The sequence below is a fragment of the Maribacter sp. C-4077 genome (assembly GCF_055378385.1).
Window position 1 is genome coordinate 2,584,027 of sequence record NZ_AP038807.1, and the last position, 15,577, is coordinate 2,599,603.

Here is a 15,577-nt window from a genome sequence, read left to right on the forward strand (position 1 = left end):
TCCTGATTCCCATTATTCAAAAACACGGGGCAAAACCCTATATTTGCCAACCTTGATAATTTTTTAAAATTGATACGCTTACACGACAAATTTTTCAAACCTTTCCTCAGCGAATTACAGATCCAAGGAGCTGTAAGGCGTATGGCGGAGGAAATTGCCGTGGACTATAAGGATGGAAACCCTATCTTTGTTGGGGTGCTCAACGGAGCCTTTATGTTCGTTTCCGATTTTCTAAAGGCGTATCCGCATCCTTGCGAAGTGTCTTTTGTAAAACTAAGTTCCTACCAAGGGCTTACCTCAACCGGGATCGTGGAAACCCTGTTAGACGTTCCCGATAATATTGAAGGCCGCAGTATTATCATTTTGGAGGATATCATCGATACCGGACGCACTTTACAAAAACTGGTGCATTTGTTCAGCAACACCAAGGTGAAGGAATTTAAGATCGCCAGCCTTTTTTATAAAGCGGAAGTCTACAAAGGCGAATATGCCATAGATTATGTGGGGCTTGAAATCCCTGATAAATTCATAGTGGGCTATGGACTGGATTACAAGGAATTAGGAAGGAACCTTAAGGAAGTATACCAATTAAACCAAAAACATATGATCAATCTTGTACTCTTCGGCAAACCGGGAGCGGGCAAGGGCACACAAGCTCAATATTTAAAGGAAAAGTATAATTTAAAGCATATTTCTACGGGAGACGTTTTCCGGTTCAACATCAAAAACGGAACGGAATTGGGAACCTTGGCCAAATCCTACATTGATAAAGGCGATTTGGTACCCGATGAAGTGACCATAAAGATGTTGGAGGAAGAAGTGGATAAGAATCCCGATGCGGACGGGTTCATTTTCGATGGATTTCCACGTACTACCGCCCAAGCGGAAGCCTTGGATAACTTTTTGGAATCCAAGGATATGAAGATAGACGCCACCATTGCCCTGGAGGCCAACGATGACATTCTTATTGAACGGTTGTTGGAAAGAGGCAAGGTCAGTGGTAGATCAGATGATCAGGATGTAAGCAAAATCAAAAATCGGTTTAAGGAATACAATTCAAAAACGGCACCCTTAAAAGAGTATTACGAGGACCAGCATAAATTTCACAGTGTGAACGGTATCGGTTCTATAGATGAGATTACCCAACGCCTAACAGCGGTAATCGATTCCTTAAAAGCATAGTCACACATTGTTATAATTGCCGAAGTTTAATCGGCTTAAAATCGAATAGAACCCATGGCAGAGGAGGTGATAAGGCCCAAGGATGCCTTAAAGAGCTGTTTTATTATTGGATGCGGTTCCATGCTGGCGGTCGTTCTCATAGCTTTAGCCTATTTAATATACCTCCATTACTTTTATGACCCGTTGTCATAAACCCATTGCCCGTCGTTCATGCTTAATTGCGTAGCTTTGTAGGCGATTAAAACACCATATTCAACATGACCGATGGTAATTTCGTAGACTATGTAAAAGTGCATTTGGCTTCCGGAAACGGTGGCAAGGGATCTATGCACCTACACCGTGAGAAATATGTGGCAAAAGGAGGCCCGGATGGGGGAGACGGTGGTCGCGGCGGTCATGTAATCGTAAGGGGCAATCAAAATCTTTGGACTTTGGTCAATTTCAAGTTCAAGAAGCATTTCAAGGCAGGCCATGGCGAGCACGGGGGCAAGAGCAGAAGTACAGGGGCGGATGGTGCCGATGTTTTTCTGGACGTGCCCTTGGGAACCGTTGTCAAAAACCCGGATACGGACGAGGTGCTTTTTGAGATTACCGAACATGGTGAGGAAAAAATTGTCCTGGAAGGCGGTATGGGCGGCCTTGGAAACTGGCATTTTAAGACATCCACCAACCAAACCCCTAGGTATGCCCAGCCGGGGATTCCCGGGCAGGAGGGGTATTTTCTATTGGAATTAAAGATTTTGGCAGATGTAGGTTTGGTAGGCTTTCCAAATGCAGGAAAGTCCACACTACTTTCCGTAATAACTTCGGCAAAACCCAAAATCGCCGATTATGAGTTCACCACACTGAAGCCCAATTTGGGAATCGTGGAGTACCGTGACTTTCAGAGTTTCGTCATGGCCGATATTCCGGGAATCATAGAAGGTGCCGCGGAGGGAAAAGGTCTGGGACATTATTTCTTGCGACATATAGAACGCAATGCCACTTTGCTGTTTTTGATTCCTGCCGATAGCAAGGACATCAGTCAGGAGTATGCGATTATATTGGATGAATTACGACGGTACAATCCGGAATTGTTGCACAAGGAGCGTTTGATCGTTATTTCCAAATGTGATATGTTGGATGCCGAATTGATGGACGAAATGAAACAGGAGCTGGATGTGGATTTCAAGGGAATTCCCTACATGTTCATCTCGTCAGTAGCGCAAATAGGCATTACGGAACTAAAGGATAAACTTTGGCAAATGCTGAATGATTAATATTTATTATTGATGAAGCGGTATTTAAAAAATATTGTTGAGTTAAATGATAATCCCAAGAGCAGATTCTTTGCCTACTTTATCCAGATTTTAATTTTAGTATCCATTATTTCTTTTTCTTTTGAGACGGTACCTGATTTGGAACCACAAACCCTTATTCTACTCCGTGGCATTGAGGTTTTTTGTGTCACTGTCTTTACCCTGGAGTATTTGTTACGCATATACGTTGCCGATAAAAAGACCCAATTTATATTTAGTTTTTACGGTGTCATTGACTTTTTAGCAATTCTCCCTTTTTACCTTGCATTGGGTATCGATTTGCGATCCTTGAGGGCCTTGCGGTTCCTTCGCTTGTTCAGGATGCTCAAATTGATGCGCTACAATAGGGCGATTAAACACTTTACAAGGGCCATAGTCATGGCCAAGGAAGAGATTTTGCTATTTCTTTTTGTCACCCTTATTCTGATTTACTTTTCCGCAGTAGGAATCTACTATTTTGAGAACAAGGCTCAACCAGAGCATTTTTCATCGGTCTTTGATAGTCTTTGGTGGGCAATAATTACATTAACTACGGTTGGCTACGGCGATGTATATCCAATAACTGTGGGCGGTAGGATCTTTACTTTTTTTATTTTGATGATTGGTTTGGGTATTGTAGCAATTCCAACAGGAATAATTTCATCGGCGCTCACAAAAAGTGTGGACAGGAAAGAGGAGGACTGAATTTTTATTATCTTAAAGTAAAATATTCAGGATGAAATATATAACAACACTGCTGCTTGCCTTACTGTTGGTTTCCTGTGGAACGATAAAGGTACACTACGATTATGAGCGGGAAACCGATTTTTCAGGATACAACACCTATAATTATTTTGCAGATATGCAGACCGGAATTCCGGAACTGGACGAAAAACGTTTTTTCAAGGCCATGGATATTACCCTTCAGGCAAAGGGCCTAAAGTTTTCCGAAGAACCCGATATCCTTATCGATGTAAAAAGTATCATCTATGAAGCCCGATCAAGAAATACGGTGGGCGTTGGACTTGGTGGCGGTAATGCAGGTCTTGGTGGAGGTGTCTCCCTTGGGATTCCTGTTGGAGGTCCCAATCTTACCCGGGAGATTGAAATTAGCTTTATCGATGCTCGAAAGAATACCATGGTATGGCAAGCCATAGGTACGCAACCTTATAAGGAAGGTGCCCCACCGGCCGTAAAAGAGGAAAAGATGCAGGAATTGATTTCAAAGATATTTGACGAGTATCCCCCCAAAACAAAAAAATAAAGGCTTTCAAAAGACTTTTTTAAATACCCCGCATTTCTTCGCCAAGCCCTAGTTTATGGGGTTTTTGAGGTATGGTAGCGTCATTTGTAAGGGTTTAAAGTATTGTATTTCAGTTTATTACATTTTGGTAAGATAAAACTTCCGTTCGGTGACGACTTTCTACCGTTCGTCATAAACCTTTTAGTTTCTCCCCCAAGGACCTGTAGTTTTACATCGTAGTATTAATCAATTAAAAAACAACATCATGAAAACTATCGACAAAACAAAAGCAACAGTATTGGTAATTGGGGTTCTTACCGTAATGGTATCCCTGATAGGAGCCTTGAAAGATTTAAACCTTATGAATTACTTTTTCCCATTGTATGCGGGATTGACCTTGGTGGGCGTATCCCTCTTGAACAAGGAAAACACAGTGGAAATTCCAAATAAGGAAGCCAACGTGTAAGGAAGGAAAGATATTCATGAACCGAATCCATTAATCGAAAAAACAAATAGCATGATTGCAATTGTAAAATTTATTATGGTATTGGTAATTCAAATCTTATTTTAGTTTCAGCCAAATAGGCTGAAACTATTTTTGTTCCCCCTATAGTTACCTTTTAATACCCTTATGGCTTCCTTTATTAAAAAACACAGATGGGCGATTTCATTTTGGTTGGTCCAGCTCCTTTCCTGGGGAGGTTTGGTCTTTATTGCCTATGCCTTTACCCCGGATACTGATGGTTACAAAGCCACCAACCTTTTCAAATACGGTCTTTTGTCCACCTTTTTGATAGGTGTCTTTTCCACAAGTTTATTGCGATATTATCTAAAAAGCATCATCAATTTTGATGCCTTTGGAACAGGACAGATTATAAAAATACTGATTGGGATATCAGTGGTGTCGCTAATTTATTTTGGACTTTCCTACGGTACGGGCTACTATATGGGTAAATATGGGGAAGAGGATGTTAAGGTGCCGGAAATGTACAAGGATTTTGGAATCGGTTTGTTGATGATCAATTCCTTCATTACCATTTTCGGTTGGACTATTTTTTACTTATCGGTAAAAATTGCGGCAAAATTGAATGCAAACAGGGTGGAGCGTGCCGAGCTCAATGCGACCTTGAGACAGGCACAGTTGAATACCTTAAAAGGACAAATAAACCCGCATTTTATGTTCAACAGCCTGAACAATATTCGCGGACTTATGTTGGAGGATGTAGAAAAATCGAGGGATATGCTCACCAAGCTTTCGGAGATGCTCCGGTACTCCCTTACCAAAAACAATGTCAATGCCATAAATTTAGCGGAAGAGCTGGAAATGGTGGAGAACTATATTGCACTTTCCAAAATCCAGTTCGAGGATCGTTTGGAATTCATAAAGGAAGTCCAGGAAAAGACTTTGGAGCAAAAGATACCTCCAATGATCATTCAATTGTTGGTGGAGAACGCGGCAAAACATGGGATTTCCAACCTTAAGTCCGGAGGTACCATAAAACTGCTAACCAGTATGGAGAATGGGAATTTGATGATCAAAGTTGCGAATACAGGAACATTACAAATAGCCGAGGGTTCCACGCAGCTAGGTCTTCAGAACATCAAGCAACGAATACGTCTCCTATATGGGGATCAGGCCAATTTCTCCATTGAGGAAATACATGGCGAAGTTGTTGCGACCATAAAAATACCCTTCTCATGAGCCAAATTAAAGCAGTCATCGTAGAGGATTCAAGGCTTGCCCGAAACGAGTTGAAAGAACTCATTAAGGGCTATCCACAAATTGAGGTTATCGGCGAGGCCGAAAATGTAGATGATGGTTTCGCCCTCATCAATGATGAGCATCCCGATCTCCTTTTTTTGGATATCAATATGCCGGAAAAGGACGGATTTGAACTGTTGGAGATGCTGGATGAGGTTCCAATTACCATCTTCACGACCGCTTTTGATGAATATGCCATAAAATCCTTCGAATACAACGCATTGGACTATTTGTTAAAACCTATCAATGAAAAACGTTTTGCACAGGCCATAGAAAAGGTGGAGGAAAAACTCAGTAAAAATAGGGAAGCCACCACAAAGGAAAATACGGAACGATTGACGGGTAACAATCAAATTTTCATCAAGGACGGGGAAAAATGCTGGCTTATAAAGGTGGGTGATATTTCCCATTTTGAAATCGTGGGCAATTATACCCGGGTGTTTTTTCAGGATGAAAAACCAATGTTGTACAAATCCTTGAACCAAGTAGAAGATAAGCTCCCGGAAAAATATTTTTTTAGGGCCAATCGGCAGCAGATTATCAATACCAATTTTATCACCAATGTGGTGCCTTGGTTCAATGGAAAACTAAAACTGACCATGGCCAATGGTGAGGAAATTGAAGTTTCACGAAGACAATCCTACCTTTTCAAGGACAAAATGAGCCTTTAATTTCTACGGACCTTTACGACGTACGTGGCTATTTTGTCACCATTAAATACAATATGGGTGTCATATAACCCGGTCCGATTAAAGGTATAATCCATTTGAATTTTTCCAGGTTCCAAAAAGGTGATCTTTGGCTGAACTTCTACATCCTTTCCGCCATTATTGAGGGCAAGCCTAAATTGTTTCACATCCAAACCCTCAGGTATTTTGAATTCAAAAGAAGTGTTTACATCCCGTAAAACCTCCAAATACATTTTTTTGGGTAGGTTTGGTGCAATGCCGAATTTAAAAGCCTCTTTATAAATCACCGGTGCTTCCATAAAATCACTTAGGGTTGGTAACTCTTCCAATAGGGACAATTCCGGTTCCAACGGGTAGTGGTTCTTAGCAAACAATTCAGGATTCGGTAGGAAGTAGACATCATCATAATCGGGTTCGAAATGAGGTCCTTCGGCATCGAGCATGATTCTTCCTGCAGCCCATGTGGCATCGCACAAATACCATTGACCGTTCAGCTGTACCGTATTCCATGAATGATTGGGCGGGTCGTTTTCACTCAAAAGCAAGGTGGGTGTCCGCCCATAACCGTTTACGATTTCGCTCTCAAATCCTACCAAGTTGGCCATTTCCTTGATGAGGTAGGCATATCCCGTACAGGCGGTTCTTTTTTCGGTAACCAATTTCTCAAATACTTTGGGGGTAAAGCTTTGGTTCCATTCCAAAAAACCTGCTCTGTCCTTTTGTATTTTCTTCCTTTTTTTCCGGGTTTTCAGATAGGATTGGTAATCGTTCTCAATGTTGGTGCAGACCCATGTAAAAATAGCCCTGAATTTTTCTTCGTCTGTGGTTAGGTCTTTCGTTAGTTGATGGGTCAAAACCGGTAGGTTCTTCAGGCTATGTCCTTTATATGAAAAAGCGATGCTATCGGCCTTGGAAAAATCGGCTTCATCTAAATTGACAAATTGTCCAAAACCGATAGCATGGTAAAAAAGCAGCAATAGGAATACCAATCGCATTACTTAAAGAGTGCGATGAATTTTTGGAAAATGTTTCTCTTGGATTTGTAAGCGCCACCTACCACTACATCGCCCATGAGCTCGATATCAGTGGCATCGAAAACGATGGTAATATCGATGGTATCGTTTTGACCGGGTACTACTTTATACTCTTTGGTGTCGTACCCAATATAGCTAAAGACCAAGACGTCGTTGGCTTCCAGTTTTTGCGGAAACTCGAATTTCCCATCATAGTCGGTAGTCGTGCCTATGGAAGTTCCTTTGAGTATGACATTAACGCCCGGCAAGGGCAAATCGGTCTCATCCAAAACGGTTCCACGTACGGTGTAGTTTTCGGCCACAACCCTTGTGTTGCCTACTTTTTGGGAAATTACCATTTCCATTTTTGGAGAGGCTTCGACGACTTCCTGGGATTGTACAGGAGCGGTCGTGCACAGCGCCAAAAGCGAAAAACTGGCAATGCCAAAACTTTTTGGAAAGATATTCATGTTCATGATGCCAACGGATTCAAATTCATAGTTCTTGAGTTGGGAGGTCCTGAAGCGGCCACAGGTTCTGCCATTGTACTTATTAAAATGCTGTACGATTTCCAAATCCGATAGTCCGGTAAAATCGATAACTTCTTTTTGACAGCTGTTGCAAAAACCTCCCTGCTCGGTCTTTTTAAAAGTAGCAAAATTTTCTGAACAAGGTTGTTTGACGGAGATTTGTAATGACTTTTTCATGTTAAATACGTTTAAAGGTTTGTCCCTAAACTATATTCATTACAAAACATGTAAAACCACCCTTTAGGCAAATACGCCTTTGGATGAGGGAAATGTCAAAATTATTCTACATTAACCCGAATTCCTTCACTATGACTGGTAAATTCCGGGGCGTACATGCTCTGGATAGAGGTGATTCCATTACTGAAATTCCCCGAATTGTTGACCCTAAGGTCGTATTCAAAAACATATACGCCTTTGGGCATGAAGTCAAAGAAAAAGTTCGTACTGGCATCTTTGGTGCTTTCGTAATACCCAAGTCCGTCCTGCCATTTGTATCGGGAGAGCACATTGATCGGCTCAAAACCGGCGGCCCGCATATCCTTTAGGTGGATGAACTCCATATCCCGGTCCGATTTCAGCTCGATCCGCACCCGAACCAGATCTCCCACATTCAGTTGGGTACTTTCCTTGATTTCGGTCAGGAGTTCCCCATGGTTCGTATTCCTTTTCAGGAAGAGCTTTTTCTTTACTTCCAAGGCCTTGCCGGCCTCTTTTCCCGCTGGGGTGATGTGGTCTAAATCCTCAAAATACTGCCAGTAAAGCGCGCCCCAAGCAATTCCTTCCCCTTTCTTCTGAATACGGACCGTTGCCATTTCAGGACTTATTTCCTGGGAATTCCAGGAGGTTTTAAAATACCCGGTACCGGATTCTATCTTGACGTTCTCTAGTTTTTTTGGGTCAATTTCTATGGAGCCTACTTTTACATCAACGGCATCGGTGACGGACAGCCAATCGCTCCCTTGTAATAAAAGTGCATAGACCGCATTGCTTGTGGCCTTTGTCGTCTCCCATTGATTGGTCTGTTTATTTTTCAATAGCCAGACTTTTAGCTCGTCAATGGTCTTGGTGTCGTTCCCAATTTCCGAAAAGGCTTCAATTAATAGGGAATGCGTTTCAATGGGTGCCTGATGCCAATACCAAGAAGGCGTGTTTTCTTTCCAGTACATACCCAATTCCTTGGATTGTACACTGTTTTCCTCCAAGGCACGCAGGATTTTCTGGGCCGATGCTTCATCTCCGGCCCGATATAATATCAAAGCTATAAGTCCTTTTGAGTACAAATTTCTATCGGTCCAATAGCTCCGCGCCTGGCCCAAATAGTATTCCATAATGTCCTGCACTTTTTTCGAGGTTTTTACATCCTTAAAAAAGCTGCGCATGTACAGGAAATGGAGTTGGTTGGGACTCAAATGGTCCTTGGAAAGATCTTTGGAATACCTTTTCATACGCTCGTATTCGGATACAAATTCGGCATCCAAATAGGAAATAGCGGATTCCAGCATTGAACTTGCCTCTGAACTTGCACTTCCACTTGAATTTGAGTTTGCACTTGAACTTGTATTTGAATTTGAGTTTGTACTTGAACTTGTATTTGAGTTTGAGCTTGAACCGGTAAGTTTCTCCAAATGCCCAAAACCGATGGCAATGTGTTGGGTTATGAACCTATTTTCACGGCCCCCATTGAACCAGGGCCATCCACCCGAAGGCAATTGGGCCTCTTGCAATTTTCGTAAGGCCATTTCCTGTTCGTTCCTCATTTTGTTCAGGTTGAACAAAAGTCCGAAACGTTTCTTCTGCTCGGTTTCCGACTGCGCATCCCGCAACCACGGTGTTTCCTGGATCAAAAGGGACTTGAGTTCCTGATTTTTCTCCAAGTTGCTCAAAAGCGCATCTGAGTTGGCCCATTGGTCGAACACCTGTTTAATCCGTGGATTGGAATTCGCGATATGGCTCGCCAAGGTATTCGCATAGTATTTGGAAAAAGTCTGTTCATTGCATTCATACGGATATTCCATAAGGTAGGGCAGGGCCTGTACGGCATACCAAGCTGGGTTGGAAGTAATTTCCAAGGTCAATTTCTGATGGTCGAGCGTTTTCGAGGAAACGTTCTTCAGCTTATCCAAAACAAAGGTCTTGTCCTCATTGCTGCGCACCCACATGGGCAGGGTTTCCGTAACCAACATTCGGTTAGTAAGCACAGGCAAGGCACCTTGCTCACCGTCACTATAAGTATCCGACTTTGCAACGATTTTGTATTGAACCCCTTGAACGCCTTTGGGTATGGTCAATGTCCAGGAAATTTGCGTGTTTCCCTTGGCCACAACACGAAAGGGCTTTTGTTTTTCAATGTTTTCAAGTTCCGCATCTATGGATTTTCCCGTGAGGATATCGGTGAGTTCCAATTGTCCCATCCCTTCCAAGGGATTCTCAGAAAGGTTCGCGATTTTAGTACTTAGGGTAATCGTATCGCCCTCCCGCAAGAATCTTGGAGGATTGGGGAGTACCATCAAGTCCTTTTGGGTGACGGTGGATAGGGTTTTGGTCACCGATTTTAAATCCTTTGTATAGGCCAATAATTGGAGGTTCCAGCGGGTCAAGGCCTCGGGCGTGGTAAAATTGAAGGAAACATTCCCCTCGTCATCCGTGGTCAACTGCGGAAAGAAAAAGGCCGTTTCCTGGAGGTTTTCGCGGATTATGACATCCTCAAAGTCCAGCTCTCCGTCGTTTTCCTCACTAGGTTTTGAGTTTTCCCCGTTACTACTTGTCATAACGACACTTTCCTCGAGTGCTTCCCTCTCAAAACTCACATCGGCATCCATAGCATCGCTCATGGACATCGGGGCTTCCATTTTACTTTTCCGCATCACTCCAGAAGCATAACCTAGGAATCTCCTATTGTCCCAAAAATTTAACCCAAACCACTCCAATTTGTCGAATTGTATATCCGGAAATTCCTTATAAAACCTGGTTGGATTGAAATAATCCCTAAAATTTTCGGTACCAAAGCTCAGATAGGCATTTACGTACGAACGCGAATAATATGTTGGTCTGTAAAAGGGATTGAAATACCAATTATGGGACACGAACTGATCCAAGGAAGCGTCGTACATACTGGCCAACAATTCCGCGGAAACCTTTTCGCCTTTGGGGCCTTTTATTTTGAAACTCCAGGTTTCATCGGTTCCTGGGGCGATTTTATCCCGAAACGTACCAGTCTCTATTTGTAAATCGGTATTAGGATAAGGTACAGGTATCAGAACGGTTCCCGAATGGAAGGAATTGTAGGCCGTAAAACTGTAGCCCACGGCAAAACCTCCCAAATCCTCCTCCCTTACCGGAACGCTGATGGATTCACACTCTTTTTTCACGGTTAGGATATCGGTCTTGATGCGCTCACCGTCCTTTTCCACCCAATAGGTAATGTTCAAATCCTTTGCATTGCTAAAAAAGGTGATTTCTGCCGCGTCGCCGGTTTGATAGCTCTGATTATCGGTTTCTACGTGGAATAGTTGATTGTCAGGTAGGGTTTTTTCCTTGGGATCTATCAGTTTTGTAGTCGTTTTGGCGGTGACTTCCTGACCAAAGACATCGGTACTTTCCACTTCAATGAGGTAACTTCCGGTTTCCCATTTTTTAAGGTTCGGTAGTTCGATGGATTCACTTTTTCCGGTATCAAATTCGGTTTCAAAGACCAAGGTGCCTTTCTCCCAAGATTCGACCGAATGTTCCTGCCCATAGGCTTCATGTGGAAAAAGTTTCTTAAAATCAGATTTACTCCAATATTGATAATCCGGCGCTTCCCATGGCCTGGGCCTGAGCACATGTTCGGGGGCCTGTAATTTGTACATTTTCAGCAATCCCTTGGCGGATACTTTTTGTCCGTTGAGGTTTTGAATAGTGACTGTGATCGTATTTTCTTTGTTTGCCTTGTTCAGGGGCTCGTTCAAAAGAATATTGGCCGTCATGGCATGGTAGCCCACGTTGACCGTGGTGGTTGCCGTTCTCGTTTCGCCGTTGATATCGGTTACATCGGCAGTGATTACATAGGAAAATACGGGAAGATTTTCTTTGGATGCCTTGAGGTCCGGTAGGGCCTTAAAATCAATACTGAAATTTCCTGCGTTATCCGTTTGTAGCTCCCCATGGGCTATTTCCTGACTTTCTCCCCAATAACTAGGGCCACGTCGCCACGAAAACCAAATGGGGTAATTGACGCTTCGCGTTACCCGATAACTGACCTTGGCATCGGTGATGTTGCTACCCGCAAAGGATTTGGCATTGCCCTTTACGGTGACGGAGTCGTTTACTTTGAATACCTCGGTGACGGGTTCAAAACCGACCTCAAATTTGGGTCTTTTGTATTCTTCGACCGAAAAGTAACTGTATTCCCGTACCAGGCCTGTAGGTCCGATAACGGATAAATAATACTGTCCGGTAAGTCCCGTATTTGGTATGGTGAAATTGCCTTGAAAGGAGCCGAATTCATTCGTCTGCACTTCCAATTCAGTTGCCTTTTCGCCATTGGCGTCGTATAGTTCAACCGTTACCTTTTGATTGGTTACCAGAGTAGATTTATTTTCGTTTTGCTTGATCAGTACCCCTTTGAAATAGAGCGGTTGGCCCGGTCTATAGATGCTTCGGTCCGTGAACAAAAAGCTTTTAAGAACCACATCCGGCCCGTTGTTTTTCCTATTTTTTTCACGGATGTAGGTGTTTCCGAAATTCGCCCGGTCGTCCTTGTAACCCACTTTTATTTGCTCAACGGACAGACTTTTTCCTCCCAACGGGATACGTACAAATCCATTTTTATCGGTAGTAAAATTTTTGCTGTTGGACAAAATCAGGTTGCCGCGGTGGTATAGGGTCACTTTGGCCCCGGGTTTGGCGGCACCGTTGTTTCGGTCCACCACCTGAAAAAGATGTTGGTTTTCACTCGTTGTTTGTAGCAGTGCCAAATTGGTAACCTGAACCTCGCTGTAGGCAAAACTGTCAAGGTCATTCTCTTTAGAAAGGGCTAAAATCAAATACTGGCCATTTGGAAGTTCCGGCATGGGAATTTCGATGCTGTGAAGTTGATAATCGCCCTCATCTATCAAGTTGACGGACCATTCCTTGGATGGTTTTAGTTTTTGAATGAATTCCAGTTTTTCGGATTCAGGATACAGGTTGTTCAGGTCTTCCCACTGTTTGTTCGAAATTGGGTAGGCTCGCAAATCCAAGGACGCTCTATTTTTGTAATTGACCAAAAGCTTGGCGGGCTTCGCAATGGGAATGTATTTCTCAGTTTGCAGCTGCAGGGATGGTGCCAGGATCTGTGATTTGAGATATTCACATAGTTGGGCGCCTCTTGTATCTGGATATCGGCTTATGACCTGATCACAAAGTTCAATGGCCTCTTTTAACTTCCATCGGTGTTGGGGTTCATCCGGCGTAAACCTATCGCCTTGGTTTTTGTACAGTTTGGCCAATTCGTAGGTGTATAGTCCCGATGTCTCATGGTGCCTAATATTTTCGGCACTTTCTAATAGTACTTTCTCCAGAACATCATCCTTATCGGAGAAAACTGCATTGGCATGTATAAAATTTAACCGTTCGATATCCACCAAGGTCAGGGCTTCCAACGTGGCGTCCGAAAAGTGAAAGGAAACCAGTTCCTGATACAGTTGAAGGGCCTTTGACTGCAAGGAAGTGGCATCCTGAGTGGGGATATTCAGTTGTGTGAAAGAATAGGCATCACACAGGTAATCCGGAGCATCGATTTCAAATGTCTCGGTAGGTCTGGTTATGCTGTTTTCATCGGATTTGTAAAAATTCAGCGCGTCATAGGCCAGGAGGTCGTACAATGTCGGTCTATACATTTCAGAACCTTCCTCGGTCTCGATCAATTCCTTAAATTCTTGGAGGTCGGTTTTTTGGAGTGCTTTTGAATCCGACAAAGCCTTTTGAAAACGGACATCGATTTCCTTGAACAGGGTGTTTAGGTCCCACGTCCTAAAATCGACCGAATCGACCTTGGTTTCGGTGGCCGTTCTATTGTAGAATTGATAGCGATTTTGCTGAAAATACTGCCAGTAGAGATTGGCGAGATAGCTTTCCAAGATGTTTTTTTTGGGAAAGGACGCCTTTTTAATTTCGGTTTTAAACTTGTTTATAACGGAAAGTTGGGCATCTTCTTCCAGAATCAATAGGTACTTGGAAGTGAACAACAGGGCCTTTATTCGTTGGACTTCGTTTTTCTCACCATCGGCTTTTTGATAGATTTTTTGGACCAGATCATAGGCACTACGGGTAAGTTGGTCTTTTTCAAGTTTCAGTACCTGGTTCCAGAGTTCATTATAGGACATATTGGCTTCTTGACCGTTCATTAGTTGTGAGAACAGAAGTATACTTAGGATTATAGAAATCTTTTTCATGCGTTTAGGATTGGATCAAAGACTTGATTTTAAAATATTTCCTTTTGTATAGGTATATAACTTGCCAAAACAAATCCCTCGATGAGGGTTTCATCATGCTAAATTTACACAACAAAAGTGTGCCAAACCGATTGAGCTATCAATGATAAATGAGTAAACAGGCCTTTTGGGTTAGTCAGTGATCGATGTGTCCTCTTTAATCGATACTACTATAATGTTTTTAGGAGTCCGCCATCGATGGGGATGTTCGTTCCGGTAATGAATGCGGCTTTGTCCGACGCTAGAAATGCAGCCAAATAGCCGTATTCCTTTGGGTCGCCAATGCGCTGTAGGGGAACTTTTTGTTCCATTTCGCTGCGCACATGACTTTCTGGAACGCCCATTTGTTCCGCTTTTTTGGCGTTGAGCTGGGCGATACGGTCCGTATCAAAATACCCCGTAAGTACATTGTTAACGGTAATTTGGTACTTGCCCACATCTGTGGCCAGGGACTTGGCCCAAGTGACTACGGCTGCGCGAATAGAGTTGGACAATGCCAAATAGGAAAGTGGTTCCTTCACTGAAACGGACGCCACATTGATGATCCGTCCCCAATTTTTTTCCATCATCCCTTTCAGGGCCAATTCCGTGGTGAGAACGACGGTTTTAAAGAGCAGGTCAAAGGCTTCCTGGTAATCCGGCACCTTCTTTTCCAAGGCACCACCCGCAGGAGGTCCTTGGGTATTGTTTACGAGGATATCCACGGAATAAGTACTATAATAATTTGTGATGATTTTTTGGAACGATTGAAAATCGGAGAAATCCACTGTCAGATATTGATGTACCTGACCATGGTCGGTTGGTAATTGTGATACGATATTTTTTAATTTTTCCTCGCTTCGGGACATCAGGGTCACACTGGCGCCGCTTTCCGCCAACTGCATGGCGATGGCCTTCCCTATTCCGCCGCTACTACCGCCAACCAGGGCTTTTTTTCCTATGAGAGATATGTTCATTCTTAGTTAATAGTTATGAGTTAAAAGTCTATAGTTATAAGGAAAATCAATTTGAACATCACGTCCTACATTCTATATCAGTAAATTATATCATTTTTGAACATGATATTTGAATTTGAACTTGAATTTAGTTCTCCCTTTGGGAGCAAGGGGGCCTATCGATATTCCTCCCTTACCGGACAAAATACATCCATGAGCTTGCAGTGTGTCAATGCCTTTCCGCTGTGTTTTTTATGTGGTGCTATAATTACGATGTCACCCGGTTTGTAAACCTTGGTTGTGCCATCCAAGGTAAACTCAAAAGTGCCTTCCAGCACGTGCATGACCTGTTCGTGCCTATGCGAGTGTTCCGGGACTTCGGCGTTTTTATCGACCGTCCAATAGGCGATACTCATGGTTTCCGCGTGCACCAATTTCCCGTGATATCCGGGCATGATTTCTTTTGACGCGATGGTTTCCAGGTTCAAGTCCAT

12 protein-coding genes are annotated in these 15,577 nt (G+C 43.0%); 7 read left to right on the forward strand and 5 right to left on the reverse strand.

Translation table 11 applies throughout. From position 1 onward, the window contains the following. The first annotated feature begins 69 nt into the window (after positions 1 to 69). The 7 genes from ACZ41C_RS11035 to ACZ41C_RS11065 all read left to right on the forward strand — a co-directional run bounded on the left by ACZ41C_RS11035 (position 70) and on the right by ACZ41C_RS11065 (position 6,135). Positions 70 to 1,182, forward strand: a complete 1,113-nt coding sequence (locus ACZ41C_RS11035) for an adenylate kinase (RefSeq protein WP_464561409.1) — start codon at positions 70 to 72, stop codon at positions 1,180 to 1,182. A gap of 257 nt (positions 1,183 to 1,439) precedes the next feature. After that, complete coding sequence (gene obgE / locus ACZ41C_RS11040) at positions 1,440 to 2,441, forward strand: GTPase ObgE (RefSeq protein ID WP_464561411.1); 1,002 nt, start codon at positions 1,440 to 1,442, stop codon at positions 2,439 to 2,441. A 12-nt stretch (positions 2,442 to 2,453) separates the two neighbouring features. Further along, positions 2,454 to 3,164, forward strand: a complete 711-nt coding sequence (locus ACZ41C_RS11045) for an ion transporter (protein ID WP_464561413.1) — start codon at positions 2,454 to 2,456, stop codon at positions 3,162 to 3,164. A 31-nt stretch (positions 3,165 to 3,195) separates the two neighbouring features. After that, positions 3,196 to 3,723 carry a DUF4136 domain-containing protein gene (locus ACZ41C_RS11050; RefSeq protein WP_464561415.1) on the forward strand — a complete coding sequence of 176 codons (528 nt, stop codon included), beginning with the start codon at positions 3,196 to 3,198 and terminating at the stop codon, positions 3,721 to 3,723. Positions 3,724 to 3,967: 244 nt separating this feature from the next. After that, positions 3,968 to 4,168, forward strand: a complete 201-nt coding sequence (locus ACZ41C_RS11055) for a hypothetical protein (RefSeq protein ID WP_464561417.1) — start codon at positions 3,968 to 3,970, stop codon at positions 4,166 to 4,168. Between the two features lie 165 nt (positions 4,169 to 4,333). Continuing rightward, positions 4,334 to 5,404: a sensor histidine kinase gene (locus ACZ41C_RS11060; RefSeq protein ID WP_464561419.1), complete on the forward strand. Its 1,071-nt coding sequence runs from the start codon at positions 4,334 to 4,336 to the stop codon at positions 5,402 to 5,404. Next, positions 5,401 to 6,135, forward strand: a complete 735-nt coding sequence (locus ACZ41C_RS11065; protein ID WP_464561421.1) for a LytR/AlgR family response regulator transcription factor — start codon at positions 5,401 to 5,403, stop codon at positions 6,133 to 6,135. The genes ACZ41C_RS11060 and ACZ41C_RS11065 overlap by 4 nt, the downstream gene beginning before the upstream one ends. Here ACZ41C_RS11065 and ACZ41C_RS11070 read toward each other — a convergent pair. The 5 genes from ACZ41C_RS11070 to ACZ41C_RS11090 form a co-directional block, all read right to left on the reverse strand. Then, on the reverse strand, positions 6,132 to 7,148 hold the full coding sequence (locus ACZ41C_RS11070; protein ID WP_464561423.1) for a transglutaminase domain-containing protein: 1,017 nt from the start codon (positions 7,146 to 7,148) through the stop codon (positions 6,132 to 6,134). The genes ACZ41C_RS11065 and ACZ41C_RS11070 overlap by 4 nt on opposite strands. Next, positions 7,148 to 7,873, reverse strand: a complete 726-nt coding sequence (locus ACZ41C_RS11075; protein WP_464561425.1) for a carboxypeptidase-like regulatory domain-containing protein — start codon at positions 7,871 to 7,873, stop codon at positions 7,148 to 7,150. Before ACZ41C_RS11075 ends, ACZ41C_RS11070 begins: the two co-directional genes overlap by 1 nt. Before the next feature lie 101 nt (positions 7,874 to 7,974). Further along, positions 7,975 to 14,109, reverse strand: coding sequence for an alpha-2-macroglobulin family protein (locus tag ACZ41C_RS11080; protein ID WP_464561427.1), 6,135 nt, complete (start codon positions 14,107 to 14,109; stop codon positions 7,975 to 7,977). Between the two features lie 209 nt (positions 14,110 to 14,318). Further along, positions 14,319 to 15,104, reverse strand: a complete 786-nt coding sequence (locus ACZ41C_RS11085; RefSeq protein ID WP_464561429.1) for an SDR family oxidoreductase — start codon at positions 15,102 to 15,104, stop codon at positions 14,319 to 14,321. Between the two features lie 155 nt (positions 15,105 to 15,259). Continuing rightward, complete coding sequence (locus ACZ41C_RS11090; RefSeq protein ID WP_138259092.1) at positions 15,260 to 15,577, reverse strand: cupin domain-containing protein; 318 nt, start codon at positions 15,575 to 15,577, stop codon at positions 15,260 to 15,262.

What these genes read in the sequence shown, in the direction of transcription:
- ACZ41C_RS11090 (WP_138259092.1), bottom strand. Translation starts at nt 15,577, where the DNA reads ATGGACTTGAACCTGGAAACCATCGCGTCAAAAGAAATCATGCCCGGA.
- ACZ41C_RS11055 (WP_464561417.1), top strand. Translation starts at nt 3,968, where the DNA reads ATGAAAACTATCGACAAAACAAAAGCAACAGTATTGGTAATTGGGGTT.
- obgE (WP_464561411.1), top strand. Translation starts at nt 1,440, where the DNA reads ATGACCGATGGTAATTTCGTAGACTATGTAAAAGTGCATTTGGCTTCC.
- ACZ41C_RS11070 (WP_464561423.1), bottom strand. Translation starts at nt 7,148, where the DNA reads ATGCGATTGGTATTCCTATTGCTGCTTTTTTACCATGCTATCGGTTTT.
- ACZ41C_RS11060 (WP_464561419.1), top strand. Translation starts at nt 4,334, where the DNA reads ATGGCTTCCTTTATTAAAAAACACAGATGGGCGATTTCATTTTGGTTG.
- ACZ41C_RS11045 (WP_464561413.1), top strand. Translation starts at nt 2,454, where the DNA reads ATGAAGCGGTATTTAAAAAATATTGTTGAGTTAAATGATAATCCCAAG.
- ACZ41C_RS11085 (WP_464561429.1), bottom strand. Translation starts at nt 15,104, where the DNA reads ATGAACATATCTCTCATAGGAAAAAAAGCCCTGGTTGGCGGTAGTAGC.
- ACZ41C_RS11065 (WP_464561421.1), top strand. Translation starts at nt 5,401, where the DNA reads ATGAGCCAAATTAAAGCAGTCATCGTAGAGGATTCAAGGCTTGCCCGA.
- ACZ41C_RS11075 (WP_464561425.1), bottom strand. Translation starts at nt 7,873, where the DNA reads ATGAAAAAGTCATTACAAATCTCCGTCAAACAACCTTGTTCAGAAAAT.
- ACZ41C_RS11050 (WP_464561415.1), top strand. Translation starts at nt 3,196, where the DNA reads ATGAAATATATAACAACACTGCTGCTTGCCTTACTGTTGGTTTCCTGT.
- ACZ41C_RS11080 (WP_464561427.1), bottom strand. Translation starts at nt 14,109, where the DNA reads ATGAAAAAGATTTCTATAATCCTAAGTATACTTCTGTTCTCACAACTA.